Consider the following 26,512-nt stretch of genomic DNA (forward strand, 5'->3'; position numbering starts at 1 on the left):
CCATGCCCAGCAGTCTCTCCTCTCCCCTTGTAGAAGAAAAGGTACTCCCCCCCAGGGAGAAACAAAGTCCTCTGGCTTGGGTGCGCCGCAACCTGTTCGACTCCTGGTTGAGCACCTTGCTCACCTTGGTCTCTGCCTTGGTGTTGGCCTGGGCAATTTCCCTGTTCTGGAACTGGGCGTTCACCCAAGCCCGCTGGGAGGTGATCCCGGCCAACCTGAAAATCTTTGCCAGCGGCACCTACCCCAGCAGCCAACTGTGGCGGGTGTGGGCGGTGTTGGGAATTGTGCTGGCCACCTTGGGGGTAGCGGGGGGGACTTGGGGCGGTGTGCTGCTGCACTACCTCATTCTCTTGGGAGCTGCTATGGGCTTAGCCGCGTTCCTGCCTTTGGGAACCCAGTCGCAGGGGTGGCTGGCGGTTTGCTCTGGCGTCACTTTTGCCGCTATTGCCCTCAGTCGCGGACGGGAATCCTGGCGGCTGGCTTCCATCTGGGTTTGGGCCTTGATCTTGCCCCTCTGTCTGCAGCTGCTGCTGGGCGACCTGGGCCCCAATTGGCCGGCAGTGCGAACCGAGCAACTGTCTGGACTGCTGCTGACCTTGATCTTGGCGGCAGCCGCCATGATCATCGGCTTCCCCATTGGGGTGTTGCTGGCATTGGGCCGAGCCAATCGGGCGTTGCCGGTGATCCGGATCTTCTGCACGCTGGTGATCGAGCTGGTGCGGGGGGTGCCCCTGACCACCATTCTGTTTGCCGCCTGGCTGTTGGTGCCCTTCTTTCTGGGGGGGATCAGCGTCAACCTGATCATCAGGGCGGAGGTGGCCTTCATCTTGTTTACAGCCGTGTACGTGGCCGAGGACGTGCGGGGCGGCCTGCAGTCAATCCCGCTGGGCCAGCTAGAAGCGGCACGGGCACTCGGCTTGAACCCCTTTCAAGTGACGGCTCTGGTGATTTTGCCCCAGGCGTTGCGGGCAGCTGTTCCGGCGCTGGTGAACGAGTTCCTCACCCTCTTCAAAGACACGTCACTGGTGTTCATTGTCGGCCTCATCGACCTGCTGCAGGCGGGGCGGGTGGTGTTCACCAACCCCAACTGGCTAGGCACCCAGCGGGAAGTGCTGTTTTTTATCGGCCTGATCTACTTTATCTGCTGCTTTGCCATGGCTTACGCCGCCCAGCAGGTGGAAAAGGCGCTGGGCTTGGGCAAGCGCTAAAAACTGCAACCGCTCCCCTTCCCAGTTTCATCTGCTCAGGCCCCGGGATCCCCTTAACGGGCTTGGGCCACCGCCCAATGGCGAGGAGTGTTGGGCAAGTGCTTTTCCCTGGAGAGGGGGCAGCGCTAAGATAGCGGGGAACGTCTCGTTACACCTTGGCCCATGACCCTTGCCTCTGAGACCGAGTCCCCGGAGCAAGCCGCGGCGGCCCCTGAGCCTGGTCGGGTGCGGGATCCGGAGTTTCCCTACGAGGTCGAGATGACCTTGATGGAGCACTTGGAAGAGCTGCGCAGCCGCCTGTTGGCCAGCGTGATCGCGGTGGCGATCTGCATCATCGCCTGCTTTGCCGTGGTGAATCGCATTGTCGCCCTGCTGGAGGTGCCCGCTCGGGGGGTTACCTTTTTGCAACTGGCGCCGGGGGAGTATTTTTTCGTTTCTGTGAAGGTGGCGGCCTACTCGGGGCTATTGCTGGCCACACCCTTTTTGCTCTACCAAATTGCCCGCTTCGTCTTGCCGGGGCTGAGCGTGAAGGAGCGCAAGCTGCTGGGGCCGGTGGTGCTGGGATCCAGCCTTCTCTTTGTGGCCGGCTTGGTCTTTGCCTACTATCTCCTCATTCCGGCGGCGCTTAACTTTTTCATCCGCTACGGCGAAGGGGTGGTGGATCAGGCTTGGTCCATCGACCGCTACTTTGAGTTTGTGCTGCTGCTGCTGTTCAGCACCGGCCTGGCCTTTCAGGTGCCGATTTTGCAGGCGCTGCTGGGGGCGCTGGGGCTGGTGACTGCCGAGCAGATGTTCAAGGGCTGGCGCTACGTGGTTCTGGGCGCGGTGGTGGCGGGGGCCATTCTCACCCCCTCGACGGATCCCCTTACCCAGAGCCTGTTGGCCGGGGCTGTGACGTTTCTATATTTGTTTGGCATTCTGCTGGTGAAGCTCCTTGGCAAATGAGCCGAAGCTGCATGCGCTGATCTTGGCGGCTGGGTTTTCCACAAGGATGGGAGAGCCGAAAGCCTTTCTGCCCTGGAAAGACGGGCAAACCCTGCTCTCTTACCAGATTTTTCAGTGGCGACAGGCGGGGTTTCAACCCTGGGTGGTGCTGGGATCCCAGCATTTGGCGGCAGCCCAACCCCACTTGGCAGGGGCAGAGGTGCTGGTCAATCCGGCTCCTGAGCTGGGCAAGACCCACTCCATTCGGGTAGGGGTGGAAGGGATCCCTGCCGATTTTCAGGTGCTGGCCATTTCGGCGGTGGATCAGCCCCGCCCGGCGTGGATCTACCACAGCTTGCTGGAGTACCATCTGCGCCATCGCGCTTGGGTTACTGTGCCGGTGCATCGAGGGCGACGGGGGCACCCTACCCTGATCGACAGGCGCTTGCGGGAAAAGCTGTTGGATCTCCGAGAAGAAACCCTGGGCCTGCGCCGGTTGTTGCAGGATCTGGGCAGGCGGGTACAGGAGGTGGAGCTCTACACTCCTGAGATCTTCCTGGACTGCAATACCCCTGCCGATGTGGAGGCCGCTGCTGCCGGTTGCGACAGCGTTGCCCAGGAGTGAGGGGATCCCCTTCAGCACTTGTCCTGCGACCGGTCGCCTCAGCGGTACCGAGCACTTCGGCGTTGCCCAGCAAGATGTTCTTCCCATTGCTCGTATGAGAAAGGGCCTTTATCCTGCCAGCACCTACGATCCTGCCTGCCCGGTCGGCAGCTACTGGGACAGCACGATAGCAGATCCCGGTTGGCGGCATCCGGCACCTTTGCAAGCGCAGGTGGGCGCGGAGGTGGTCATTGTGGGGGGAGGATTGACGGGGCTATCGACGGCTCTGCACCTGGCCCGCGACCATGGCATTTCTGCCTGCTTGCTGGAGGCAGGATCCCTGGGTTGGGGGGCCTCGGGGCGCAATGGCGGCTTTTGCGGGGTGGGGGCGAGCCACCTCACCCACGCCCAGATGGTGCGGCGGGTGGGCCTGGCAGAGACAGAGCGCTACTACCGGGATCAATGGCAGGCAGTGGAAACCGTTCAGGAGCTGGCGGCCAGCGAGGGCTTCTCCCTAGAGGCTCAGGGACAGGGCTGCTATGCAGTGGCCCATCGTCCACAGGCATGGTCGGAGTTAGAGGCCGAGTACCAGATCTGTACTCAGGTGGCGGGCTACCCGGCCCAGCTCCTCAACCCCAAAGAGCTGCGGGAACGCGGCTTCGACAGCCAAGAGAACCACGGTGCTTTGCACATCGGGGTGGGGTTTGGCCTCAACCCCCTCAAGCTCACCCAAGGGCTGGCCCAAGCAGCCCACCGGTGGGGGGCAAAACTGTACAGCGGCAGTCCGGTCATGGCCTGGGAAAAGGTGGGATCCCACCACTGCTGCCACACGCCAGGGGGAACGGTGCGTGCTCGACACTTGGTCATCGCCACCAATGGCTACACCCCAGAGGCCCTGTATCCCCAACTGGCGGGATCCCTGTTGCCGGCACTGTCCAACATCCTGGTCACCCGACCTCTAACGCCTCAGGAGCAGAAAGCGCAGGGGTGGTGGGATCCGACGCCGCTCTACGACATGCGGCGGCTGCTGTTCTATTACCGTCTGCTGCCGGATGGGCGCCTGCTGTTTGGGGGACGGGGTGGCACCCGCGATACCCCGACGGAGCGACAGCAGTTGCGCACTTGGATGACCCGACAGCTCTATCGTCTTTTCCCTGCTTGGGAAGGGGTGGAGATCGAGTACGCCTGGAATGGACTGGTCTGCCTTTCTCGGCAGTTTCACCCCCATATTGGCCCTTCGCCGGCGGATCCCAGCCTGTGGTACGGCTTGGCCTATCACGGCAGCGGTGTGGCCACAGCAGTGTGGGCGGGCAAAATGCTGGCCCAGGAGATCGCCGGGATCCCTTCTCAGATGAGCGCTCTGTTTCGCCAGCCGCCCCGCTCTTTCCCTTTGCCCTGGCTACGGCTTCACTACCTGCGGCTGGGGTATCTTTGGTGGCAGTTGACGGATGGATAGCCTCTCCAAGTGTGCGGGGGATCCCTCTGTTCGGCAGAGAAGTCCTGCCCTAGTCTGGTTGTAGTTCGGGTGGAAACCATCGCTTGTCGTTGCTCCTGAGGTATCCAGTGCTGCTCACGTCTTGCCATCGGCCCAGTCCAGATCCGTCTCCTCTCGAAGCCCAATCGGCAGCCTGTCGCCGCCAACGGCTCTCGCAAGCGGGGCAGCGGCTAGGGTTTGCATTGCTGCTCAGCCTACCCACCATGTTTTGGCCTTGGCCCGGATTTGCCCAAATTGCCGGATCCCTTCTCAGCCCCTTGGTGGCGGCTTGGATCCGTTCTGAGGTTCAGAGGGTCGATAACCTGCAAGTGCAAATTGTCGGCTCTGACGCCCAGATTTTGAATGGGCAGATCCCTCAAGCCCAGGTGTCGGGAGACAACCTCAGCTATCAAGGCTTTCAGATCAGTCATCTGCGGCTGCAGGGCCAGGATATTCGCCTCAATGTGGGCGAAGCCATCCAAGGACGGAGCCCGCTGCGGCTATTGGCCCCTGTGCCGGTGCAGGTGAGCTTGCGCCTTACCGAGGAAGACCTGAACCGCACCCTCCAGGCTCCCCTCATCCAAGCCCAACTGGCTCAGGCCCAGGTGCAGTTGCCTGTTGGGGGCCAAGTGGTGCCTTTTCTTATCCGCCAGCCTCAGGTCACGCTGGAACAGGGTCGGCTGCGCATCCAGGCCAACCTGACCACTCCGGAAGGGGTGGAAGCGCCGGTGACGGTGCTGACCGGCCTAGAAGCCCAAGGCCCCAACCGGTTGCGGCTGGTCAATCCCCTTTGGGTGAGCGAAGGCCAAGAGATCCCCATCCCCGGCCTGGCCGATTTCCCCATTCAGTTGGATCCCGGCGTGCGCATCGACCGCTTGGAGTTGCAGCCCGGCCAAATCCTCTACGAAGGGATCCTGACCATTTACCCAGAAGTCGCAACCGTGCCGCAGGGATAGTTCGCCTGGGCAGGACGGAGACCTTTCCCGTTCAGCAACGGGTGTGATCGGGATCAATCTCAAAGGGTGTGCCTCTGGGCGAGGATCCCTCTAGCAACCGGAGGGAAAGGGATCTTGCTGGCCGTTTGCGTTGGTGCCCCGTCGGGAACCGCACCGTCCACAAGACGAGAGCGGCATCGACTCCCTTCGGTAGCCGGGCAGGAGTGGTGTATTGAGGTGAGATCATGATCCAGCCATCCAACTGCAAACTCGACCCCTGGGTCGCGGTAGCGGTGCGGAGCACTTGCGGCTGGGCGCTGCTGCTGATTTTGTCGGTCGTTTTTTTGGGGGGCTGTGCTGGCGACCCAGTTTCCACGGTGCCTCTGGACGGCACGGCTGCCGGCACCCGCACGGCCACTCCTGAGGGCCGAACCTTCTCCGATATCTCGCCCGGTCGGGATCCCCGTCTGAAGCATCTTTGGGCCAGTTTTGTCATCACCCCCCAGCAATTGCAATCCGCCCGCGAGGCTTCTGTCTCTCTCCATCCGCAGGCCATTTTTCCCTGCACCGACTGCGAAAGCCTGCCGGGATCCCCGCCCCCCACTGCTTCCCCCGCTCCAGGCACCTACCGATCTGACCAGCTCACCTTCTCCTTCCGGGTTGAGCCCAATGAGACGTCCACCCGCCTCAGGGGTAGCTTTCACCTGGATACCACCACGCCTCTGATCCACCCCGGCGCAGGGGTGCGCTTGGTAATCCAACGGGCTTTCTGGGGGGAAAACCCGCTGGAACCGCTGCCACCTCCCCAGGACTTTCACCCTCAGCAGATCATCCGAGGCCAGTTCCAGGAGCGCAGTTGGATCCTCCCTTTCTCCCTGCCGCATCCCCCTGCCGGTGAGGTCTTGCCGCCGCTGCGGCTGGAGGTTGTTCTCACCTCGCCAATCCCACCTGACTCTGCCCCCTTTCAACGGGGTAGGCCGCTGCCGCCGCCTCCGGGCCGGCTGTATCACGGGGTCGCTTGGCCGGGCATTCCCACTTGGGATCAACTCCTCGCCTATCGCCAGGCCATCGGTCAACCCCCCGCCTGGGCAGCCGTGGATCACCTCTGGGATCCCCGCCAGGACTTTCCACAGCAGTTGGCCAGTCGCCTGCGGGAAAGCGGCTCAGTCCCCTACCTGCGCCTGCGGCTGGATCCGGCCCAACTTTCTGCCTTGGCCAATGGGGATCACGATGAGACCTTGCGCTCTTGGGCCCGCGGGATCCAGCGCTTTGCCACCCCCATCATCCTGGCCGTCGTCGTTGGCGACGGGGATCCCGAACGCGCTCGCGGTAGCGGTGGGGAGCCCTTTGGTGGGACGGAGTCCTCCCTGCAACAACGGGCCTACCAACACCTGATGCAAACCCTGCGCTCTGTTCGCGTTAGCGGGACGGAGTCCCCGGCCAATTTGCTCTGGGTGGTGGAGCTGGACGGAGAAGATGCAGAGGCCGTGTCCGCCTGGGCTAACTTCCCTGGGATGGACTGGCTGAGCCTACAGGTAACGGGGGATCCCGCCGCTTTTGAACCGCTGTACCGCCGCCTTGAGGCCCTCAACCCGGAAGTGCCTGTGGTGATCCGCGGGCCGGCTCCGGGCTCAGCAACCTCTCAACCGCTGCTGGAAGGTCTGGAGGCGCAGCGCTGGCCTCAGGTGATCGGCTGGAGCTGGACTTTAAGCCCGGACGGGATCCCTCCTGCAGCCGCACAGGATTGGCGGCAGCATCTGCAACAGGGGGATCCCAAGATATGGCTGGGGGAAATGCGGGTGCAACTCCCGCCCAGCCCCCTTCCCTCGCCCAAGCTCTGAGAAAGGGCGCCCTGTCTGGAAAAACCTCCCGGAAAAGTCGATAATAAGCCAGCCGTTTTACCTTTCCTTCAGGAATTGTGGCCCTGATCCCCTCATCACCTCCCCTGTCCCGCTTCGCCCAGGCCATCCAGCGGGGGGAATTTCTGCTCACCGCCGAGATCACCCCCCCCAAGGGATCCGACACCAGCACCCTGCTGTCTTTGGCCCAGCAGCTCAAGGGGCGGGTGCATGCCATCAACATCACGGACTCCAACCGAGCCATGGCCCGCATGAGCCCGTTGGCGGCCTCGGTGCTGTTGCATCAGGCGGGTGTTGAACCGATCCTGCAGTTGGCCTGTCGGGATCGCAACCGCCTGGCCCTCCAGGGGGATCTGTTGGGGGCCTCAGCTCTCGGCCTGCGCAATGTGTTGGCCCTCACCGGGGATCCCATCCACATCGGCGATTGCCCCGATGCCCGCCCCGTATTCGATCTGGAGTCGGTGCGCTTGCTGCAGCTTATCCAACGGCTGAATAATGGCCTCGATTGCAACGGCAAACCTCTCCCGGATGGGGGCACCCATCTGTTGGCAGGGGCAGCGGTAGAACCCCAATCGGGCAGCTTTTCCGGCCTGGAGCGGCGCTTCCACCGCAAGCTGGAAAACGGGGCCCAATTTTTCCAGAGCCAGATGGTTACCGACTTTGAGCAACTGGAGCGCTTCATGGATAAGTTGGGCCGTCCCGCCGGCAAGCCCATTTTGGCCGGCATCTTTTTGCTCAAATCGGCCAAAAATGCCGAGTTTATCAACCGCAACCTGCCAGGAGTGAAGATCCCAGACGGGATTATCCAGCGGCTGGCCAACGCCGCCCACCCCCTCGAAGAAGGGATCCGCATTGCCGCCGAACAGGTGCGTCAGGCCCGCCAGATCTGCCATGGGGTGCATCTGATGGCCGTCAAAGCCGAGCACCTCATCCCCCGCATTCTGGATGAGGCCGGGATCCCTCCCCTGACCCACTAGCTCAAGACCTGCTCCAGCCCGTAGACCAAACCTTGAAGCTGCAGCACCTTGCGGATCCCCAGGATCACCCCCGGCATAAAAGCTATCCGATCGGTGGTGTCGTGTCTCAAGGTGAGGGTTTGCCCCATCCCACCAAAAATGACCTCCTGATGGGCGATCAACCCCGGCAGACGAACGCTGTGAATGGGAATGTTGGGGCCAGAGAGCCCTCCCCGCGCACCGGGGATCAGCTCTTTTTCTTCCACTGAGGACTCCGTCCCGCTGTCGCGAACGGGCGGGTTAAAGGCCTTGCCCAATTGCCCCAGCCGTTGGGCCGTCTGCAGAGCCGTGCCGCTGGGGGCATCCGCTTTGCGGTTGTGGTGCAGCTCGATGATCTCAACGTGGTCAAAATACTGCGCCGCCTGCAGAGCCATCTGCTGCAGCAAAATCATGCCGATGGCAAAATTGGGCGCGATTAAACAGCCCACACCCGACTTGTCCGCCAGATCCCGCAGCCGCTCCACCTGCTCCGGCGTCAGGCCCGTCGTCCCCACCACCGGGCGTACGCCAAAGGCAATGGCCGAGCGAACATGTTCAAAGGCCGACCGAGGATGGGTAAAGTCCACCATCACGCCGCGGTTGCTCCGCTGCGACAACCTCAGCAACTGCCCCGACAAGTCATCGGTAATCTCCACCCCCAGGGATCCCAGGCCCAGCACCTCGCCAATATCCGAGCCCAGTTGAGAGCGGGCCACCGCCCCCACCAACCTCATGTCGGGCGTCTGGGCAACGGCTCGCACCACCTCTCGCCCCATTTTGCCCAAGGCCCCCACCACCAAAACCGGAATGGGGGATGTAGCCGCTTCTGGAGCTGTCAACTCCTGAAAGTGTTCCCCACCGCTATCGTGGTCAACTGGATCAACCGATGTCGTCACCCGCTGCCACCCTCATCCAAGCTCTACGAAATGACTGCGAAAGCGGGGGATCCCTGCAGATCCATCACAGCTTCACCTCAATATCTACTCCTGCCGGCAGATCCAGCTTCATGAGAGCATCGATGGTTTTGGAAGAGGGGGAATAGATGTCGATAATGCGCCGGTGGGTGCGGGTTTCAAAATGTTCCCGCGAGTCCTTGTCGATGTGGGGGGAACGCAGCACACAGTAGATGCGGCGCCGAGTAGGCAAAGGAATCGGGCCAACCGGCACGGCGTCGGTACGACGAGCCGTATCCACGATTTTGTCGCAGGAAGTATCCAGCAGCCGATGATCGTAAGCCTTCAGGCGGATACGAATTTTCTGTTGAGTCAAGGTAGGCATGGCCGGAGAGCAATCCAGAAAAAGGGGGACTCAAAAAAGCTGGCAGGGAAAGTGCTCCGCGCCACTATCGCAACTGAGTTGGTCTGGGGCCGCCAGCACTCAATCCCTGCCGAGAAAAAGCAGCTTACTTCAGGATCTTGGAGACAACACCCGCTCCGACGGTACGGCCACCCTCGCGAATGGCAAAGCGCATCCCCTGCTCAATGGCGATGGGCTGGATCAGCTCCACCGTCATCTTAACGCGGTCACCAGGCATCACCATCTCCGGCTGGGATCCGTCATCAGCCGTGAAGGAAGAGATGGTGCCGGTTACATCGGTGGTGCGCACATAGAACTGAGGACGATAGCCGGCAAAGAAGGGCGTGTGGCGACCTCCCTCCTCTTTCTTGAGGACATACACCTCAGACTCGAAGCTGGTGTGAGGAGTAATGGTCTTGGGCTTGGCCAGCACCATGCCGCGCTCCACTTCGTTCTTCTGAATGCCCCGCAACAGCACACCAACGTTGTCGCCGGCGATCCCCTCATCGAGGGTTTTTTGGAACATTTCCAGGCCAGTAACAGTGGTGGAGCGAGTTTCCCGCAGGCCCACCAGTTCCACCGTTTCGCCCACTTTGATGCGGCCCCGCTCGATCCGGCCCGTAGCCACCGTGCCCCGACCAGTAATCGAGAAGACATCCTCCACAGCCATCAGGAAGGGCTTGTCCACATCCCGCTCAGGCGTGGGAATGTAGGAGTCCACCGCATCCATCAGCTCATAAATTTTGTCCACCCAAGGATCTTCGCCCCGCTGGGTTTTGGGGTTGGCGGTCATTCTTTCTAGGGCTTTCAGCGCCGATCCTCTGATGATGGGAACGTCGTCGCCGGGGAAGTCGTATTTGGAGAGAAGCTCCCGCACTTCCAGCTCCACCAAATCCAGCAGCTCTGGATCGTCCACCATATCTGCCTTGTTCAGAAAGACCACCAAGCTGGGCACCCCTACCTGACGGGCCAACAGGATGTGCTCCCGTGTTTGGGGCATGGGACCATCAGCTGCAGACACCACCAAGATGGCCCCATCCATCTGAGCCGCGCCTGTGATCATGTTCTTCACGTAGTCGGCGTGGCCGGGACAATCCACGTGGGCGTAGTGACGGTTGGCAGTCTGATACTCGACGTGGGCGGTGTTGATGGTAATGCCGCGAGCTTTTTCCTCTGGCGCTGCGTCGATCTCATCGTACCTTTTGGCTGTGGCCTGACCCAAAGCGGCCAAGGTGGTGGTGATGGCAGCCGTCAGGGTGGTCTTGCCGTGGTCAACATGGCCGATGGTGCCAACGTTGACATGGGGTTTGGTGCGTTCAAACTTAGCGCGTGCCATGAATCATCACTTCCTTTTTGGTTTCAGTCAGCTACTCATTTCCTTTGTTTTTGGCAATGATGGCTTCGGCGATACTGCGAGGAACTTCCTCGTAGTGGCTGAACTCCATCGTGAAGGTGCCTCGACCCTGGGTCTTGGAGCGAATGTCGGTGGCATAGCCAAACATCTCCGCCAAGGGAACTTTGGCATTGACTTTGGTAATGCCGCCTTCTGTATTCATCCCCTCCATCTGGCCGCGGCGGGCGTTGATGTCCCCGATGACATCCCCCACAAAGGCTTCAGGGACTTCCACCTCGACCTTCATCATCGGCTCCAGCAGGGTAGGGCTTGCCCTGCGAGCGGCCTCCTTCAGAGCCATCGAACCGGCGATCTTGAAGGCCATTTCGCTGGAGTCCACCTCGTGGTAGGAGCCATCCACCAGGGTGGCGCGGATGTCAATCAGGGGATAGCCCGCCAGCACACCGGATTCGCAGGCTTCTCGGATCCCTTGCTCGGCTGGCCCAATGTATTCTTTGGGCACAACGCCACCCACAATCTTGGAAACGAACTCAAATCCTGTACCCGGCTCCGCCGGCTCTAGGTCGATAACCACATGGCCGTACTGGCCTCGGCCACCACTCTGGCGAACAAACTTGCCTTCCACGCGGCTAACCGGCTTGCGAATGGTTTCGCGGTAGGCCACCTGTGGGTTACCAACATTGGCTTCTACGTTGAACTCCCGCAGCATCCGATCCACCAAGATCTCCAGGTGCAGCTCGCCCATCCCAGAGATGATGGTTTGATTGGTCTCGGGATCCACAGACACGCGGAAGGTGGGATCCTCCTTGGCCAGGGCCTGCAGGGCCTTGGAGAGCTTATCGATATCGGCTTTGGTTTTGGGTTCTACCGCTACTGAGATCACCGGCTCTGGGATAAACAGAGACTCCAGGATCACCGGCGCATTTTCGTCGCAGAGGGTGTCTCCGGTGGTGGTGTCCTTGAGGCCCACCACAGCTCCCAGATCTCCTGCCCGCAGCTCATCCACGTCCAAGCGTTCATCGGCCTTCAGCACCACCAACCGCGAAATTCGCTCCTTCTTGTTCTTGGTGGAGTTGAGCACATAAGTACCTTTGGTCAACACCCCCGAGTAGACGCGAATGAAGGTGAGATCCCCGTACTTATCGCTCATCAACTTGAAGGCCAGGGCGGAGAAGGGCTCATCGTCGCTGGCGCGGCGGGACACTTCTGATCCATCCGGCAGCACCCCCTTGATGGCCGGAATATCCACAGGCGAGGGTAGGTAATCCACCACCGCATCCAGCAGCATCTGGACTCCCTTGTTCTTGAAGGCAGAGCCACACAGCATGGGCACAATTTGGCCGCTGATCGTGCCTTTGCGCAGACCCGCCATCAAGTCGGCTTCGCTCAGATCTTCTTCGGCAAAGTACTTCTCCATCAGAGCTTCGTCCGTCTCGGCCACTGCTTCCACCAGCTTGGCCCGATACTCTGCCACGAGATCTTTCATCTCCTCAGGGATGGGGGCCGGACGAATGTCTTTGCCGATCTCATCCATATAAATGCGGGCTTGCATCCGCACCAAGTCAACAATGCCGCAAAACCCGTCTTCGGCACCGATGGGCAGTTGGATGGGCACAGCATTGGCCTTGAGGCGCTCCCGGATCTGGTTGTAAACCTTGAGGAAATTGGCCCCCATGCGATCCATTTTGTTGACGAAGGCAATGCGGGGCACGTTGTAACGATTGGCTTGCCGCCAGACGGTCTCAGACTGAGGCTGCACGCCGCCCACCGAGTCAAAGACGGCGATCACCCCATCCAGCACCCGCATGGAGCGCTCAACTTCAATGGTGAAATCGACGTGCCCAGGAGTATCGATGATGTTGATGGTGTACTCCGGTGCGCCGGAGAGGGGCTGGGAAGGATTTGCGGGATCCCGCTTAGTCCAACGGGTGGTGATGGCCGCAGCGGTGATGGTGATGCCCCGCTCCCGCTCCTGGGCCATCCAATCGGTGACCGCAGTTCCGTCGTGAACTTCGCCAATTTTGTGCACCAGACCGGAGTAGAAGAGAATCCGCTCTGTGGTCGTGGTCTTGCCAGCATCGATGTGAGCCGCGATGCCGATGTTTCGGACTCGTTCTAGGGGAACTGTGCGTGCCACGTCAACCTCCCAATTCTCGTCGCCCTGCGACTTGGGCAAACTAAAAAATCCTTTACAATTCTAATCTTTTTTGCCGATTTTCTCCACCTCACTCGAACTCTGGGTGGGCAGAACAGGGATCCTAAAAGCCCTCCTGCTCCGCCAGGCTAATTCAGTAGCGGTAGTGGGCAAAGGCCTTGTTGGCCTCGGCCATGCGATGCACCTCTTCCCGCCGTCGAATGGCGCTGCCGGTTTCGTTGGCTGCATCGATCAGCTCATTGGCCAACTTGGCGGCCATGGTGCGACCTGGACGAGTGCGCGAAAAGGTCACCAACCAGCGCAGCGCTAGGGAAGTGCCCCGCTCTCCTCTCACCTCCACAGGCACCTGATAAGTGGCTCCGCCCACCCGGCGGGCTTTCACCTCCACCAGTGGGGTGGCGTTGCGAACAGCATTTTCCAGCAAGGGCAGTGGGTCTTGGCCAGTGCGCTCCCGCACAATGTCCAGAGCTTCATAGAGGATCCTGGCAGCCAGGGATGCCTTACCCCTCATCATCAACTTGCGGATCAGCATGGTAACCAGACGGCTCCCATACTTGGGATCCGGGGGCACATCACGACGAGGGGCACGGTTGCGGCGAGACATAGGAGCTGGGTTGCTTGTTCAGATGGGGATGGCAGAAAGAAAGATGACGAGTGGGATATGGAGGGTTGAGGGTGAGGGCAAAGCTATTTTTTCTTGCCAGCGGCGGCTGGAGCTTGGCCCGGCTTGGGCCGTTTCGCCCCGTATTTGGAGCGGCCTTGTTTGCGGTCTTTGACCCCTGCAGCGTCGAGGGTGCCCCGGATAATGTGGTAACGCACGCCGGGCAAATCCTTAACCCGCCCACCGCGAATCATGACCACAGAGTGCTCTTGTAGGTTGTGGCCGATGCCGGGAATGTAAGCGGTGACCTCAAAGCCGGAAGTGAGGCGAACGCGAGCCACTTTTCTCAGGGCCGAGTTGGGCTTTTTGGGCGTTGTCGTGTACACTCGGGTGCAAACCCCCCGCCGCTGTGGACAAGCCTTCAGGGCAGGAGACTTGGTCTTGCGAGCGGCAACGCTGCGCTCCTCACGGATCAGTTGCTGAATGGTGGGCATGGGCTGGCAGAGAAGGTCACGGCTCAAATTTTAAATTATCCGGTTGAATTATCCGGCGATATTGAATCCTAGCAAGGCGGGATCCCAGCGTCAACTTGGGGATGGACTGCTGGGCTGTTAGCCTGGCCGAGTCTGAATTTCGGCCTCGTTCCCCCCTTGCCTCAGCTTTTTAGGAGACTCTGCACACCAGAAAGGATCCCTAGCAGACGATGGGCTGGTTAGATTGGTGGATTGTGCCTCCATGTCCGCTTTGCCGGCGCCCTGCCAAGGCCGTGTTCTGTCAAGACTGTCAAAGGCGGTTGCAGGCGGAGCGCCTTGCCACTTGGCCAGTCACCACCTCGCCTTGGCCACTTTACGCCTGGGGGATCCACCGGGGGGCGCTGCGCAGGGCCATCTATTGCCTGAAGTACGAAGGACAACGGCGCATTGGCTCGGTTTTGGGAGAATGGCTGGGATCCCGCTGGGTCGAAAGCCAGTCCACCTCTTTAGGCTCCCCTGGGGCCTACACGGTGGTGCCCATCCCGCTTCATGCGGAGCGCCTGCGGCAACGGGGCTACAACCAAGCCGCCTTGATCAGCCAAGCCTTTTGCCAGCGGACAGGTCTGAGACATTGGCCTGAGGCTCTGGTGCGGGTGCGGGCCACAGCGGCTCAACATGAGCTCAACCCGCTGCAACGACAGCACAACTTGGCCGGGGCCTTTGCCCTGAAACAAGTTCCGGCCACACCGGTGTTGCTGGTGGATGACATCTACACCACCGGCTCTACTGTGCAAGCCGCCCAGCAGGTATTGGCCGCTGCCGGGATCCCGGTGGCCGGAGTAGTTGTCGTCGCCCAAACCCCAAAAGCTGCCTGTCCAGCCTGGCCCGGAACCCTAGCCCCTATCCCGCCTCCAGCAAATTAAAGGCCGTAACAAACATAAAGTCACAAAACTCACGCACCAAGTTCGGATCCCGCCAGCCCTTGCGGGTTTCCTCCCGCAGCACTTCCAGGGCCTGTTCGGCGGTCAGGGCCGGTTTGTAGGGGCGAGAGGAGATCAGAGCGTCGAAGATGTCGATCACCTGAAAGACGCGGGCCAACAGGGGAATCTCTTCGCCTGCCAGCCCATCCGGGTAGCCGCTGCCATCCCAACGCTCGTGGTGGTGGCGGATGATCGGCAGCACATCCTGCAGGGTGCGCAAGCCCCGACAAATGTCTTCGCCAATCAAGACGTGGGACTTCATGATCTCCCATTCTTCCGGGGTATGCTTGCCCTGCTTACACAAAATTGCATCCGGGATCCCGACTTTGCCGATGTCGTGCAGGTAGCCGCCCCAGCGCAGGGCCTTGATCTGTTGACGAGACAGCCCCAAGTAACGACCAAACTGTTCCCCCATGACCACCAAGCGTTCGCAATGGTCACCCGTGATGGGATCCCGGCTCTCCACAGCGCGGGCAATGGCAAACAACACCTTGGCGGCGTGATCCAGATCTTCGTTCAAACGCTTTTGGTGGATGGATGAGCGTACCCGCGCCAGCAGCTCCACGTGATCGAAGGGCTTGGTCAAAATGTCGTCGGCCCCCACCTGCATCCCCATCAGGCGATTGGAGCGGTCGGTCAGGGCAGTGATCAGCACAACGGGGATCAGGCGGGTCAGCTCATTGGCCTTCAGTTGCCGGCAGACATCGAACCCGCTCATGTTCGGCATCAGCACATCCAACAGCACCAAGTCTGGCCGAAGCCGCTCCACAGCCTCCAAAGCCTCTTCGCCGTTGGTGGCCTCGCTCACGCGGAAGTGGGCCGACCGCAACAGCTCACCGATGTAGAGGCGGCTGCTGGCCTGATCGTCCACCACCAAAACATGATCCGCCTCCGCCAGCTTCGGGTTTAGACGGGGAAAGGGGGTGTGAGTCAGGCGGGAGTTCATGGCGGCCAAAATCTAGTCTTGCATCGAGTACGAGCTTTCCCCCTCAGCCGGATTCGGCGCAACCCCACAGGGGATCCCAGTCCAAACACTTGGCGGTAGGATGCCAACAAACTCAAACGGCATCCCTCAGCCCTCGTATCTAGACACACTCTACACCCAGGTTTTTAAGACTGTACTCCGCAACTTCGCTGAACCTACTGCCCTCTTTGCAGGGCTGCCTGATGGGGATCCACATTGAGAAACACGGTGGCATCTCCCTCGACGCGGATGATGCGCAAAGGGGGCAGCGAGTCCGTCGGGTTTTGGATGCGCTCTTGCAGCTTCTCGTAGAACAGCAGATCCGCCAGTTGCGCGTTCTGCGCTGCCGCTTGTCCTTTCAGCTCAATGGCCCGCTGGTTGGCCGCCGCCAAGATCAGTAGCCGCTCGGTCTCTTTTTCCTGAATTTGCGCCCGCACTGCCGCCGTTTGTGCTGTAATCGAGGCCACCTGTTTGCGTTCAATCGAGTCTCTTAAGGCTTGTGGGAAATCGGGGTTGCCCAGAAACAGGCCCTCCACCTGCACCAGAGGCAGGGTTTGGCCATCGCGGTTGACAGTAGGCATCTCTTGGCGGATCAAGTCCAGCGCTCGTTGTTCGATGGCAGCCCGCTGGCTTTTCCGGTAGAAGTCTTCCGAATCGAAAGAGGCGGAGATATCCCGAATTTTGGAGCGCACCACCGGCACCACCACCGTGGAAAGATAGTTCTCGCCGATGTTGGCGTGCAGCTCGTCCAAAGTGGCGAGGTTGGGCTTGAGGGCAATGGCCACATCGATGGCAAAGGCTTGTCCATCGGCGGTGTTCACGGTGATGGCGTTGCTGATGGCATTGGCCGAGGCGGGGTCGTTGGTAAACTCCCAAACGCGGGTGAGCACGGTGTAGGTGATCGGCGTTTCGATCCCTGGGATCCGGAAGATGACCCCCGGCAATTCTACCCGCCCCTTTTGCAGCCCGGAAAAGGTATTGAACACTACAGTGGCATGTCCGGGCAAAGTGACGTACAGGCAAGAGCGGAACATCCCCAGAGCTGCCAAGAGGGCGATCCCTCCTACGGTTAACCAACCCACTCTGCTTTGGGGTGCTTCTCCTGTTGGATACATGGCGGCTCCTCGTGGAAAGAGGATGAAAAAGTGCTGGTTGCTATTTGGTAACCAGAGTTTCCAGGCGGGATCCCAGTACCGCAGCTTTCACCACCTCTAAGTACTGCGGATTTTGAGTGAGGGCCTGTGCTTTGGCTCGCAATTGACCGGCTTCCGCCTCAGCTTGAGAAATGATGGCGCGGGCATCTTGGCGGGCCTGCTCGATCTCAAATTGCTTTTGCGCCAGTTGATTTTCAGCAATGGTTTTTGCCTCAATGGCCGCTACGAAATCAGGATCGAAATCCACATCCCGCAGCAGAAAATCCAAAACCTCGATGCCGTATTCCTTCAGCAGAAGAGCCACCCGTTCGCGGATTTGGCCCTGGAGCAGCGGACGCTCGGTAGAATACAGAGCCTGGGCAGAAAAGCCGCTGGTCTCATTCAGAATGACCGACCGGACGATGGGGGCGATGCGATCCAGGTAATTTTCCCCCAGTTGCGTATAGACCTTGGGGGCGTCCACAATGCGAAACTGCAGCGTCGCCTCAGCTGCAATCTGCTGCCCATCCTGAGAAAGGGCCACCAGCCGCGGCGCGTAGGCAGTCGGGTCGTTGTCCTTCCAGGTGAGGGCCTGCGTTTTTACATCGAAGGTAACCGTGCGCGAGACAAAAGGCGGCACCCAATGGAGACCAGGCTGCAAAGCCACCGGCCTTACCCCCCCTCTCCAGGTGAACACCACCATATTTTCTCCATTGCCCACCAGTCGCAGCGGCCTGCCCATCGCCACTAGGATCAATACGGCTCCGGCAAGGGTGGCCTTGGGCAACAAGCGACCAACCCGCCTCTCCCAACCTTCTGCCCGCATCTCCCCATCTCCTGCGCATGCAGCCATTCTCGCGGCTGTGGGGAAATGAGGCTGAGAAATCGCCGCTATCTTTTAAGCCTTCTACAGGGATCCCTGTCTTTCTCTCCCACTATTCGCAACGATGTCGAGAACTCTACAAAGTTCACAAAAGATCACTTCATACTTTGCAAAGACCCGTGACGGACAGGCGAAAAGGGAAGAAGATTAAGACATAATAAAGATTTGGGTTGCCGTTCATGCTGTCCATTCCCGATTACGAGCGGCGGGACATCCAAGTGCCACTCTCGTGCATCCCCGTTGCCGCCCGGGCCTTGATCCGGCAGGGGGTATCCGTCTGCTGGCGGGAAGAAAGCCTGTCTGCCTTGATTCGTCTGGGATCCAAAGGAGCCGCCGACCGAGCCGCCATTCTGCTGGTGGAAATGAGCCTCATGGGCCAACCTGAGGAGCTAAAAAGCTGGCTGGAGATGTGCTGGCGACTGCCCGCTTGTTTCAGGGAACCCCTGCAGGTGTAGGATAAAGGATCACTGCAGTTCAAGAGCCTGCCTCGTCGAGGAGAAACTGGCTGCCGTAGCCGGTAACGATGCGGGTTCCATCTTTGAGGATATGAATTTCCACCTGGTCACTGGCCCAATTAAGCTGGTTTTGCAAGGCGGGGTTGAAGACGTGCACCCGCTGGTTGCGGGAAGAGACCAGCGAGTGGGGGGAGTGAATGGCCTGAGATTGGAGATAGGGGCCGTCCACTAAAATATCCAGCTCTTGCAGCAGCTCCTGGGCGCCGGGAGGAGCTTGGGGGGAGTGCAACTGTTCTAGGGTAAAGCCGGTAAAAGACATCACTGTCAGCCCTTTGGCCTTGAGAAGCCGCGCCAAGCTGGCCAGGGCAGGAGCCTGCCAGAAGGGTTCCCCGTCGGAGAAGGTTACCCCTTGATTTTTGGGGTTGCTTAGGATTTGGGCTGCTAGGTCGGTCACGCTCACCAGTTGATGGATGACAAACGGCCAGGAAGCCGGGTTGAAACAGCCTGGGCACTCCCGCAAGCAGCCCTGCACCCACACCACCGCACGGCAGCCCGGCCCATTCACTTCCGACTCGTCCACATACCCCATCAGGTTGAGATAGCCGGGAGGAATCTGGGCCAGAAAGCTCAGCGCCATCTCTGCCTTGGACATGGATCACCCGCTGCAAAACCTCTTGAGGCTATTCTTAGCCTAATTGGCAGCTATGCTCATAAGGCAGTCATGAATCAATAATTAACGCTTGAGAACGATTGAGGCTCGTAGTTGCAAAAACAGGATAACTGGGAGGCTGCTGAGAAAGCTGCCTGGTCTGGAAACCGGCCCTACTCCAATTGCGCCCTCAGGGTTTGCACTCCCCGCCGCGACCAGCTTACCGCTCCAGACCAATCGGCTACGTAGAGGGGTCGTTGTTTCTGCCGGAACCAGGTGACCACCGTCTCGCCGACAGAGCCAGAGCTAATGCCCGCCTGCACCTGAAAGCGCTCCAGGAGATCCAAAATCAGGGATCCCCCGTCCCACCACAGCCAGTCGATCTGGGCCGGCATCAGCGGGGATCCGGTTAGCTCGGCTTGCACATGGGTGCCGGCAGAGCCCAGCAGCAGCCAATGGAATCCCTCTGTTTCTAAAGTCAACACCAGGGGGTTGGTGTGGATGGCCTGTAGGCTCAACCGCTGCGACACCGGGATCCGGTCGGCAGGCTGCAACACTCGATAGGGGATCCCGGCAGCTTGCACAGCACTGAGGGAGCGCAGGTAACTTTCGGAAGCAGCATTGGCCCCTCCCCCATCCCAAAATTGCCCAATCGCGCTGGCGGGACGTACTCCTTTGGAGAAAGCCGACAGCAGGATCTCCCAGCCGCCATTGGCAGAGCCGACAGAGGTCATGGCCACCGCTCCATCCAGACGGCGCAGGCCCCGCTGCCGCAAAAAGGGCACTACTGTGCGTTCTGCCAGGCGGGGATCCCCGCTGTTGAGCAAGAGGTGGCGTCCTTCCGCTTGAATGGCCAGGATGGGGATTCGCCCACTGGCCAGGGCGGTGATCTGAACGGCTGGCCCCGGCCACAACCCCGGCCCCAACAGGATCCCGACCAGGATCAAGGCAGTGCCCTGCCAGCGGAAAGCCCGTTGCCACCGTGGCCAAAAGGTTAGGGCCACCAGCGCGCCGTAGAGGAGCAAGCACTGGAGCAGAGAAACTCCGCCGGTGTAGTAGGAGCTGAAGGGCCAACCGGCTATCCAGCTCACCCAGTTGATCAAAGGCGTGAGAAGCAGCTCTAGGGGCCTTGCCAGCAGGGATCCCAGCCCTGGAGAGAGTAAAGCCACAAAGGCCACCCCGAACCCTGCCACCAGCAGCGGCACCAGCAGAATCAGCAGCAGCGGGTTGGCCAGCAGTGAATAGGTGGGGATGCGGCCAAAGATGGCCACCTGCAGCGGCAAAGTCCAGATCTGGGTGGCCAGAGGAACGGCCAAGGCGGTGGCCACTGCCGGGGGCAAAAAGTCCAAGCGGGAAACGATGGGAGCTGTCCCCACCAGCAGGCCCAGGGTGGCGGCGAAGCTGAGCTGGAACCCCAAATCCGTAATCCACATGGGCTGATAGATTAGCAACACCACCGCCACCACCAGCAACGTGCCCAGCGGATTGAGCCTAACTTTTCCCTGCAGGCGCGGCTCCGTCAGCACCACCATGGCTGCTGCCCCCATCAGTGCTGCCCGCAACACCGAAGGGCTGAACCCCGTCAGAGCAATGTAAAGCCCCAGCACTGCCAGAATGATCCCCTGCTGCAGGCGCACCGCCAACCGCCGTGTCAGGACAAACACCACCCCCACCAACAGCGACACATGGAACCCAGAGGCGGCCAGCGCATGGGCCATGCCGATTTCCCGGAAGGCATCCTGCAAGTCGAAATCCAATTGGGCGGTCCGGGATCCCAGCACCAAGGAAGCCAACAGATTTCCCTGCCGCTCTCCTAGCCCGGCGATGAACGCTTCCCGCACCCGCCGCCGCAACACCCAGCCCCCCCAACCTCTTCCCCCCGGCTGCAGGATCACCTCACGGGCGCTGAAGCCGGCAAAAGCCCCCTGGCGCTGCAGGTAGGCTTGAAAATCAAAGCTGCCCGGGTTCAAGGCCGGACTGGGCAGGTACAGGGATCCCGTCAGGCGCACCCGTTGGTTGGGGTGGAGATCCTTGTCCTGGAGGGCCTCAGGGCCGGTGGTGACGTAGAGCTTGCCGCTGACCTGGCGGGCCGTGGAGTCGGCGTTGAGCACCTGCTCTGCTCTCAGCCAAAATTGCCGCCGTTCGCTGCGGGTGGGACGGGGTTCCGAGAGGACGGTGCCCACCAAGTTCATCTGCTGCTGGGGGGCCAACAGACTGATATCCGTCGGGCCGGGAAAAGGCTGCCGCCAACCCAGGTAATTCCAAGCCAGACACCCCACCAGCCCCATCGCCAGCCAAGTGCGGGCCAAACGCAGTCGCCGCCGACACAGCAGGGATCCCGCCAGCCCCAATCCCAGCAGGATCCCCCAGCCCCACCCGGCAGCCTGGGGCCAAGCCCGCACCAGCAGGCCCAAGATCCAGCCCAACCCCAGCAGATAGGTTCTTTCCATGTGCCGCAGACCCGTCTGCTCCCCACTGTACCGATGTGGTCAAGCGGGATCCATTGCGTTGTCTTAACCTTGCTCGCCTGCCGAAAGAATTGTATTAAAGGATACTCTTTCTCGACCTTGGCAAAGGGAGTGTAGATTAGGGCTGGTCGCGCCAGCGGGATGTAGTCCTTGGCAGTTTCCTGCGCCGGCATCCTGAAAACGACCCTAAGTTATCTGTCCCCTTCCCCGCTGTTTCCCCTAGACCCTATGCGCATCCGATCCATCCGCGTTCTCAGTGGCCCCAACTACTGGAGCATCCGTCGTCATAAGCTGATTCAAATGCGGCTTGATCTGGAAGACTTGCAGGAGCGACCCACCAACACCATCCCGGGTTTCAAAGAAAGGTTGGAGGCCCTGTTGCCGGGACTGTGGGAACACCAGTGCTCCCGCGGCTGCTATGGGGGATTCTTGCAACGGGTGGAAGAGGGCACCCTCATGGGCCATGTGGTGGAGCATGTGGCCTTGGAACTGCAGACTCTGGCCGGCATGAAAGTGGATTTTGGCCGCACCCGCGAAACCTCCACCCCCGGCACCTACAACGTCGTGTTCGAGTATCAAGAGGCAGAGGCCGGGCGCTTTGCAGCCAAAGCTGCAGTCTACCTCTGTCAGGCTTTGGTGGATGGAGAAGACTACCGCCGCGACCTAGAACTGGACATTCAAGAGTTGCGAGAGATCCGAGAGAACGTCCGCTTCGGCCCCAGCACCCAAGCTTTGCTGGACGAGGCCGCCCTGCGCGGGATCCCCTATCTGCGCCTCAACAAGGGATCCCTGGTGCAACTGGGGTACGGCGTCTACCAAAAGCGCATCGAAGCCACCACCACTGAAAAAACCAGCATCATTGCCGCCGACCTGGCCGCCGACAAGCGGGCCACCAAAGAACTGCTGCAGGACATGGGGATCCCGGTGCCCAAGGGCTATACGGTGCGTCGCCGCAGCGAGTTGGCAGCCACCATCGAGGATGTGGGGGGCTTTCCGGTGGTGATCAAGCCCCTTAACGCCAACCACGGCAAGGGCATCACCGTCAACATCACCAGCCTGGAAGCCGCCGAGATCGCCTACGATGCCGCCAGCCAATACTCCGATGTGGTGTTGGTGGAAAAGCACCTGGTGGGGGATGACTACCGACTGCTGGTGATCAACAACAAGCTGGTGGCTGTGGCCAAGCGGATCCCAGCCTATGTGGTGGGAGATGGCCGCTCCACCATTCAAGAGCTGATCGACGAAGTCAACAGGGATCCGCGGCGGGGGTTTGGCCACGAAAACGTGCTGACCCAAATTAGCGTTGATGACATGACCCTGCGTATCCTCGAAAGCAAAGGCTACACCCTGGATACGGTGCTGCCCAAAGGAGAACATTGCACCCTCAAATCCACCGCCAACCTGAGCACCGGAGGCATCGCCGTCGATTGCACCGATATCATCCATCCCTACAACGCCTTCATTGCCGAACGGGCAGCTCAGATCATCGGCCTGGATGTGGCGGGCATCGACCTCATCTGCCCGGACATTGCCCAGCCCGTCAACGAAACCGGTGGCGGCATTGTCGAGGTGAACGCTTCTCCCGGCCTGCGCATGCACCTGGCCCCCAGCGAAGGGATCCCGCGCAATGTGGCTGAGCCCATCATCGACATGCTCTTTCCCCCCGGCAGCCACACCCGCATCCCCATCCTGGCCGTCACCGGCACCAACGGCAAAACCACCACCACCCGCCTGATCGCCCACATCCTCAAAGGCATCGGCAAGCGGGTCGGCTTCACCACCACCGACGGCGTTTACATCCAAAACCATCAAATTGCCAAGGGAGACATGACCGGCCCCCACAGCGCCCGCCTGGTGCTCAGGGATCCCACCGTAGAAGTGGCGGTGCTGGAAACGGCGCGAGGCGGCATTTTGCGAGAGGGGCTGGGGTTTCCGGAATGCGATATTGGCGTGGTGCTCAACGTAACCTCAGATCACCTGGGGTTGGGGGATATCGAAACCCTAGAAGACATGGCCCGCGTCAAATCCGTCTTGGTGGAAGCGGTACACGAGCGGGGCTACGCCGTCCTGAATGCCGATGATGGTCTGGTGGCCGCCATGGCCGCCAATGTCAAGGCGACAGTGGCCTATTTCAGCATGAACCCGGAAAATCCCCTCATTCAAAAGCACATTGCTTCCGGGGGCATAGCAGCTGTCTATGAAGAGGGCCACATCTCCATTTTGAAACGGGGCTGGAAACTGCGCATAGAAGATGTAACCAAAATTCCCCTCACCCTCTCTGGCAAGGCCAGCTTCATGATCCAAAATGTGCTGGCCGCTACTTTGGCAGCCTTCCTGCACGGGGTTTCCATCGACGACATCCGCATGGCACTGGGCACCTTCACCAGTTCTGTAGCCCAGACCCCCGGTCGCCTCAACTTGTTTGATGTAGGGGGCTACCAGGTGTTGGTGGACTATGCCCACAACCCAGCAGGTTACGAAGCCATTCAAAGTACCCTGGAGCGCTGGGATTGCCAACGAAAAATTGGGGTCATCGGCGGGCCTGGGGATCGGCGCAACAGCGACCTACGAGAGCTGGGAGTCTTGGCAGCGCGCATGTTCGACCGAGCCATTGTCAAAGAAGATGATGACCGGCGAGGACGGGAACCAGGCGAGGTGGCCGCCCTGATCCGGCAGGGTTGGGAACAGGAAAAGGCAGGGGATCGCCTGCAGGAAATCTTGGATGAGGCAACTGCCATCGAAACCGCTCTGGAGAAAGCCGAACCCGGAGACCTGGTGGTGATCTTTCCGGCGGATGTACAGCGCACCATCCAGATCATCACCCGCTTTCAAGACAAGCTCAATCCCAAACCCAGTTACCGTGGCTCCTCCTACAGCATCGGCCCAGATTTGATCTCCCCCAGCCCTGACGTCAAACTGTCTTAGGCTGGCTGCCGACAACTCCAGAGTGCTCTATGGCCTCCATTCCTGGACAGACATCGAGAATTGAGTGGGCGGAGGTGACCCATAAGTCCTCGGCGGCGATATCCTAAGTTTAGGCTGGCGGGGGCGGGTGACTTGTCTTTTGGGAAGCAGCAGGTGTTCGGCTCAGGGGATCCTCGGCTTTTCAGAAGCCTTAACCGTTCTAAAAAAGTCTGAGGGATGGCAGACAGAACTTTGGGGATCCCAAAAGGTCTAAAGACTCCGTCCCGCCGACGCGATGGGAATGTCGTTAGGGTAGTTGTGAATTTGGCAAGGAAAACAGCTCATGGACAGCGCTCTGCTTCAAGCGGCTCGCCAGATTTATCAATTTCATCTGCAGTATCGACCGGAAGTGCTGGAGCAACCTCCGCGGGGGGTAGTTATTCACCGCCGTACCCTGCGAGGGGATCTGATCTTTTCCGAGTTTCCCATTCTCTTGCCCCAGGAAACTTTTATTCCGCTGCAGCAATTGGAGCCGCTGCGGTGAGGCACAAGGAGCTACGCTGACAGAGCAGATCCTTCCTTTTTCTGCCTTTAGGGACTCCGTCCTGCCGACGCGATGGGAATGGCTGCCATGCTCGAGATTCTCCCCTACTGCACAACGCTCGCATGATGTGGCTGAGCAACGCTGATGCGAACGGCACCTGGGAGCTGCGCCTACTGGGCTGGGTGCTGGTGCTGGTGTTGGGGGCCTGTGTGGGCAGCTTCTTGAACGTGGTGGTCTATCGCCTGCCGCAGGGTCTTTCTCTGCTCCATCCCGGATCCCATTGTCCAAGCTGCAAGACGCCGCTGGGCCCCACGGAGAACATTCCCATCCTGGGCTGGTTGTTGCTGCGCGGTCGCTGCCGCCATTGTGGGGCGCAGATTAGCTGGCGCTACCCTGCCGTTGAGGCGTTGACAATGGGCCTGTTTGCCCTCAGCATCGGCGCTTTGGGGTTTTCTGCCCAAGGGATCCTCACCTGCATCTTGTTGAGCTGGCTGTTGGCCCTAGCGCTCATCGATCTGGATACCTTTTTGCTGCCGGAGGAGCTGACCCGTTCAGGCCTGGTAGTGGGGCTTTTGGCCCGCCTGGCTCTGCCGTGGCTCCAGGGATCCGGATCCCTGGCCGCTACAGGCCTGTCACTGGTGGCAGGGATTGCAGGAGCTGTGCTGGGCCTCTGGCTGCTGGAGGGCATTGGCCTCTTGGCCCGTTGGGTCTTGGGGCGGGAGGCTATGGGCAGGGGAGATGGCAAGCTGTTGGCCCTGATCGGCATGTGGTTGGGGTGGCAGGGGGTGGTGGTGGCCCTTCTTTTGGGTTCCGGGTTTGGCCTGCTGGCTAGCTTGCTGGCCATGACCAAGGGGCGGGCCCGCCTGGGAAAGCCCATCCCCTTCGGCCCCTACTTGGCTATGGGTGGAGGGGTGGCGGCTCTGGCCGGATCCCAACTGGTGGAGGGCTACCTGCGCTGGGCCGGATTGGTGGGGTAGAGGGAACGTCCATTCAACATTGGATACTTCATGTTTCGGGATCTATGACTTCAAACTGATCGGGAAAAAGAATGAGATTAAAATATCGAAAACCTCCTACCAAGCTCAAATCCGGAACCGCTAAATCAACCGCATAGCCTTCAGTGGGATCTGAGTAACATTCCACAATGGATCCCTGAGTTCCAGCAGGAATAGTGGTCTCGCTGAAATACTCCTTGACATCTGCCACAGTTTTGACTCTACTGTATGGCTTGATTCTAGAAGTGGTTTTACTCATCATTGTGTACCTCTAGCCAATTGGTGACCAAACGAGGGATTAAACTTTCCTTATCAACCTGCCACACGGTCACTAAAGTGCCTTTTTTCTGATTGAGGCCCAAAATTTCAATCTTGACTCGATAGCGGCTTCCATAGGGTGTTGGAAACGGATCCCCGGCTAAGGCGCAAGGCAGAGCAGCAGTAACCTGTTGCAGAATGTGAGCAAATCCCACCCTTCTTCCCTCTGGTGTACTGACATCATAGCCAAGCTCTGCAAAGGCAATCCACTTGCCTTGATTTCCAGGATTAGCTGGATTCATAGAGTAATCAACGAACTTGGCAGGATCCACTGCTGCTTTAGAAGCCCTGGGCAAGGATCCGGCCATGGTTGCAGCTTTTGCCGACTTCACGTAAGGTCT

General features: G+C 60.0%; 24 protein-coding genes. 12 read left to right on the forward strand and 12 right to left on the reverse strand.

Annotated features, from left to right (window positions below; genetic code table 11):
• The first annotated feature begins 2 nt into the window (after positions 1 to 2).
• From ACVWVQ_RS06420 to ACVWVQ_RS06450, 7 genes are all read left to right on the forward strand, one after another.
• Positions 3 to 1,208 carry an amino acid ABC transporter permease gene (locus tag ACVWVQ_RS06420; protein WP_457507491.1) on the forward strand — a complete coding sequence of 402 codons (1,206 nt, stop codon included), beginning with the start codon at positions 3 to 5 and terminating at the stop codon, positions 1,206 to 1,208.
• Positions 1,209 to 1,370: 162 nt separating this feature from the next.
• On the forward strand, positions 1,371 to 2,153 hold the full coding sequence (tatC, locus tag ACVWVQ_RS06425) for a twin-arginine translocase subunit TatC (RefSeq protein ID WP_011432564.1): 783 nt from the start codon (positions 1,371 to 1,373) through the stop codon (positions 2,151 to 2,153).
• 22 nt (positions 2,154 to 2,175) lie between these two features.
• Positions 2,176 to 2,757, forward strand: a complete 582-nt coding sequence (locus tag ACVWVQ_RS06430; RefSeq protein WP_457507543.1) for a nucleotidyltransferase family protein — start codon at positions 2,176 to 2,178, stop codon at positions 2,755 to 2,757.
• Entirely contained in the window at positions 2,711 to 4,192 is a 1,482-nt protein-coding gene (locus ACVWVQ_RS06435) for an NAD(P)/FAD-dependent oxidoreductase (protein WP_457507493.1), read from the forward strand. The genes ACVWVQ_RS06430 and ACVWVQ_RS06435 overlap by 47 nt, the downstream gene beginning before the upstream one ends.
• An 83-nt stretch (positions 4,193 to 4,275) precedes the next feature.
• The gene (locus tag ACVWVQ_RS06440; RefSeq protein ID WP_457507495.1) at positions 4,276 to 5,166 is read left to right on the forward strand and encodes an LmeA family phospholipid-binding protein; all 891 of its coding nucleotides are present in this window, start codon (positions 4,276 to 4,278) and stop codon (positions 5,164 to 5,166) included.
• A 224-nt stretch (positions 5,167 to 5,390) separates the two neighbouring features.
• Positions 5,391 to 6,986 (forward strand): hypothetical protein, encoded by a 1,596-nt coding sequence (locus ACVWVQ_RS06445; protein ID WP_457507497.1) that lies wholly within the window; start codon positions 5,391 to 5,393, stop codon positions 6,984 to 6,986.
• Positions 6,987 to 7,063: 77 nt separating this feature from the next.
• Positions 7,064 to 7,981, forward strand: a complete 918-nt coding sequence (locus tag ACVWVQ_RS06450; RefSeq protein ID WP_457387718.1) for a methylenetetrahydrofolate reductase — start codon at positions 7,064 to 7,066, stop codon at positions 7,979 to 7,981.
• Here ACVWVQ_RS06450 and dapB read toward each other — a convergent pair.
• The 6 genes from dapB to rpsL all read right to left on the reverse strand — a co-directional run bounded on the left by dapB (position 7,978) and on the right by rpsL (position 13,899).
• On the reverse strand, positions 7,978 to 8,838 hold the full coding sequence (gene dapB / locus ACVWVQ_RS06455) for a 4-hydroxy-tetrahydrodipicolinate reductase (protein ID WP_457507545.1): 861 nt from the start codon (positions 8,836 to 8,838) through the stop codon (positions 7,978 to 7,980). The genes ACVWVQ_RS06450 and dapB overlap by 4 nt on opposite strands.
• Before the next feature lie 121 nt (positions 8,839 to 8,959).
• A complete protein-coding gene (rpsJ, locus tag ACVWVQ_RS06460) occupies positions 8,960 to 9,277 on the reverse strand; it encodes a 30S ribosomal protein S10 (protein WP_011432557.1) in 318 nt (105 codons plus the stop codon).
• 124 nt (positions 9,278 to 9,401) lie between these two features.
• The gene (tuf, locus tag ACVWVQ_RS06465) at positions 9,402 to 10,631 is read right to left on the reverse strand and encodes an elongation factor Tu (protein WP_457507499.1); all 1,230 of its coding nucleotides are present in this window, start codon (positions 10,629 to 10,631) and stop codon (positions 9,402 to 9,404) included.
• Between the two features lie 31 nt (positions 10,632 to 10,662).
• The gene (fusA, locus tag ACVWVQ_RS06470) at positions 10,663 to 12,786 is read right to left on the reverse strand and encodes an elongation factor G (protein ID WP_011432555.1); all 2,124 of its coding nucleotides are present in this window, start codon (positions 12,784 to 12,786) and stop codon (positions 10,663 to 10,665) included.
• 151 nt (positions 12,787 to 12,937) lie between these two features.
• Entirely contained in the window at positions 12,938 to 13,408 is a 471-nt protein-coding gene (gene rpsG, locus ACVWVQ_RS06475) for a 30S ribosomal protein S7 (RefSeq protein WP_011432554.1), read from the reverse strand.
• Between the two features lie 83 nt (positions 13,409 to 13,491).
• Positions 13,492 to 13,899: a 30S ribosomal protein S12 gene (gene rpsL, locus ACVWVQ_RS06480; RefSeq protein ID WP_011432553.1), complete on the reverse strand. Its 408-nt coding sequence runs from the start codon at positions 13,897 to 13,899 to the stop codon at positions 13,492 to 13,494.
• 209 nt (positions 13,900 to 14,108) lie between these two features.
• On the opposite strand from rpsL, the gene ACVWVQ_RS06485 reads away from it, so the two are divergent.
• Positions 14,109 to 14,801, forward strand: a complete 693-nt coding sequence (locus ACVWVQ_RS06485; protein ID WP_457507501.1) for a ComF family protein — start codon at positions 14,109 to 14,111, stop codon at positions 14,799 to 14,801.
• Here the strand turns inward: ACVWVQ_RS06485 and ACVWVQ_RS06490 are convergent.
• From ACVWVQ_RS06490 to ACVWVQ_RS06500, 3 genes are all read right to left on the reverse strand, one after another.
• A complete protein-coding gene (locus ACVWVQ_RS06490) occupies positions 14,779 to 15,804 on the reverse strand; it encodes an HD-GYP domain-containing protein (RefSeq protein ID WP_457507503.1) in 1,026 nt (341 codons plus the stop codon). The genes ACVWVQ_RS06485 and ACVWVQ_RS06490 overlap by 23 nt on opposite strands.
• A 194-nt stretch (positions 15,805 to 15,998) precedes the next feature.
• A complete protein-coding gene (locus tag ACVWVQ_RS06495; protein WP_457507505.1) occupies positions 15,999 to 16,937 on the reverse strand; it encodes a prohibitin family protein in 939 nt (312 codons plus the stop codon).
• Between the two features lie 40 nt (positions 16,938 to 16,977).
• Entirely contained in the window at positions 16,978 to 17,781 is an 804-nt protein-coding gene (locus ACVWVQ_RS06500; RefSeq protein ID WP_457507507.1) for a prohibitin family protein, read from the reverse strand.
• 236 nt (positions 17,782 to 18,017) lie between these two features.
• Here ACVWVQ_RS06500 and ACVWVQ_RS06505 point away from each other — a divergent pair, with 236 nt between their 5' ends.
• Positions 18,018 to 18,293: a hypothetical protein gene (locus tag ACVWVQ_RS06505; protein WP_457387723.1), complete on the forward strand. Its 276-nt coding sequence runs from the start codon at positions 18,018 to 18,020 to the stop codon at positions 18,291 to 18,293.
• A 19-nt stretch (positions 18,294 to 18,312) separates the two neighbouring features.
• On the opposite strand, the gene ACVWVQ_RS06510 is transcribed toward ACVWVQ_RS06505, so the two are convergent.
• The gene (locus tag ACVWVQ_RS06510; RefSeq protein WP_457387724.1) at positions 18,313 to 18,945 is read right to left on the reverse strand and encodes a 4Fe-4S single cluster domain-containing protein; all 633 of its coding nucleotides are present in this window, start codon (positions 18,943 to 18,945) and stop codon (positions 18,313 to 18,315) included.
• Positions 18,946 to 19,115: 170 nt separating this feature from the next.
• Positions 19,116 to 21,392, reverse strand: coding sequence for a ComEC/Rec2 family competence protein (locus tag ACVWVQ_RS06515; protein WP_457507510.1), 2,277 nt, complete (start codon positions 21,390 to 21,392; stop codon positions 19,116 to 19,118).
• A 246-nt stretch (positions 21,393 to 21,638) separates the two neighbouring features.
• Here ACVWVQ_RS06515 and cphA point away from each other — a divergent pair, with 246 nt between their 5' ends.
• From cphA to ACVWVQ_RS06530, 3 genes are all read left to right on the forward strand, one after another.
• Complete coding sequence (gene cphA, locus ACVWVQ_RS06520) at positions 21,639 to 24,335, forward strand: cyanophycin synthetase (RefSeq protein WP_011432546.1); 2,697 nt, start codon at positions 21,639 to 21,641, stop codon at positions 24,333 to 24,335.
• 322 nt (positions 24,336 to 24,657) lie between these two features.
• The gene (locus ACVWVQ_RS06525; protein WP_011432545.1) at positions 24,658 to 24,858 is read left to right on the forward strand and encodes a hypothetical protein; all 201 of its coding nucleotides are present in this window, start codon (positions 24,658 to 24,660) and stop codon (positions 24,856 to 24,858) included.
• Positions 24,859 to 24,980: 122 nt separating this feature from the next.
• Complete coding sequence (locus tag ACVWVQ_RS06530; protein ID WP_457507512.1) at positions 24,981 to 25,835, forward strand: prepilin peptidase; 855 nt, start codon at positions 24,981 to 24,983, stop codon at positions 25,833 to 25,835.
• A gap of 269 nt (positions 25,836 to 26,104) precedes the next feature.
• Here ACVWVQ_RS06530 and ACVWVQ_RS06535 read toward each other — a convergent pair whose 3' ends face one another.
• Positions 26,105 to 26,479, reverse strand: a complete 375-nt coding sequence (locus tag ACVWVQ_RS06535; protein ID WP_457507514.1) for a DUF6883 domain-containing protein — start codon at positions 26,477 to 26,479, stop codon at positions 26,105 to 26,107.
• Between the last annotated feature and the right edge of the window lie 33 nt (positions 26,480 to 26,512).

The sequence above is a fragment of the Thermostichus sp. MS-CIW-36 genome, assembly GCF_054059035.1.

What these genes read in the sequence shown, in the direction of transcription:
- ACVWVQ_RS06435 (WP_457507493.1), top strand. Translation starts at nt 2,711, where the DNA reads ATGTGGAGGCCGCTGCTGCCGGTTGCGACAGCGTTGCCCAGGAGTGAG.
- rpsG (WP_011432554.1), bottom strand. Translation starts at nt 13,408, where the DNA reads ATGTCTCGCCGCAACCGTGCCCCTCGTCGTGATGTGCCCCCGGATCCC.
- ACVWVQ_RS06530 (WP_457507512.1), top strand. Translation starts at nt 24,981, where the DNA reads ATGATGTGGCTGAGCAACGCTGATGCGAACGGCACCTGGGAGCTGCGC.
- ACVWVQ_RS06515 (WP_457507510.1), bottom strand. Translation starts at nt 21,392, where the DNA reads ATGGAAAGAACCTATCTGCTGGGGTTGGGCTGGATCTTGGGCCTGCTG.
- ACVWVQ_RS06500 (WP_457507507.1), bottom strand. Translation starts at nt 17,781, where the DNA reads ATGCGGGCAGAAGGTTGGGAGAGGCGGGTTGGTCGCTTGTTGCCCAAG.
- ACVWVQ_RS06525 (WP_011432545.1), top strand. Translation starts at nt 24,658, where the DNA reads ATGGACAGCGCTCTGCTTCAAGCGGCTCGCCAGATTTATCAATTTCAT.
- ACVWVQ_RS06535 (WP_457507514.1), bottom strand. Translation starts at nt 26,479, where the DNA reads ATGGCCGGATCCTTGCCCAGGGCTTCTAAAGCAGCAGTGGATCCTGCC.
- ACVWVQ_RS06445 (WP_457507497.1), top strand. Translation starts at nt 5,391, where the DNA reads ATGATCCAGCCATCCAACTGCAAACTCGACCCCTGGGTCGCGGTAGCG.
- ACVWVQ_RS06510 (WP_457387724.1), bottom strand. Translation starts at nt 18,945, where the DNA reads ATGTCCAAGGCAGAGATGGCGCTGAGCTTTCTGGCCCAGATTCCTCCC.
- tuf (WP_457507499.1), bottom strand. Translation starts at nt 10,631, where the DNA reads ATGGCACGCGCTAAGTTTGAACGCACCAAACCCCATGTCAACGTTGGC.
- ACVWVQ_RS06495 (WP_457507505.1), bottom strand. Translation starts at nt 16,937, where the DNA reads ATGTATCCAACAGGAGAAGCACCCCAAAGCAGAGTGGGTTGGTTAACC.
- ACVWVQ_RS06490 (WP_457507503.1), bottom strand. Translation starts at nt 15,804, where the DNA reads ATGAACTCCCGCCTGACTCACACCCCCTTTCCCCGTCTAAACCCGAAG.
- ACVWVQ_RS06505 (WP_457387723.1), top strand. Translation starts at nt 18,018, where the DNA reads ATGCTGTCCATTCCCGATTACGAGCGGCGGGACATCCAAGTGCCACTC.
- tatC (WP_011432564.1), top strand. Translation starts at nt 1,371, where the DNA reads ATGACCCTTGCCTCTGAGACCGAGTCCCCGGAGCAAGCCGCGGCGGCC.
- rpsJ (WP_011432557.1), bottom strand. Translation starts at nt 9,277, where the DNA reads ATGCCTACCTTGACTCAACAGAAAATTCGTATCCGCCTGAAGGCTTAC.
- ACVWVQ_RS06420 (WP_457507491.1), top strand. Translation starts at nt 3, where the DNA reads ATGCCCAGCAGTCTCTCCTCTCCCCTTGTAGAAGAAAAGGTACTCCCC.
- rpsL (WP_011432553.1), bottom strand. Translation starts at nt 13,899, where the DNA reads ATGCCCACCATTCAGCAACTGATCCGTGAGGAGCGCAGCGTTGCCGCT.
- ACVWVQ_RS06485 (WP_457507501.1), top strand. Translation starts at nt 14,109, where the DNA reads ATGGGCTGGTTAGATTGGTGGATTGTGCCTCCATGTCCGCTTTGCCGG.
- cphA (WP_011432546.1), top strand. Translation starts at nt 21,639, where the DNA reads ATGCGCATCCGATCCATCCGCGTTCTCAGTGGCCCCAACTACTGGAGC.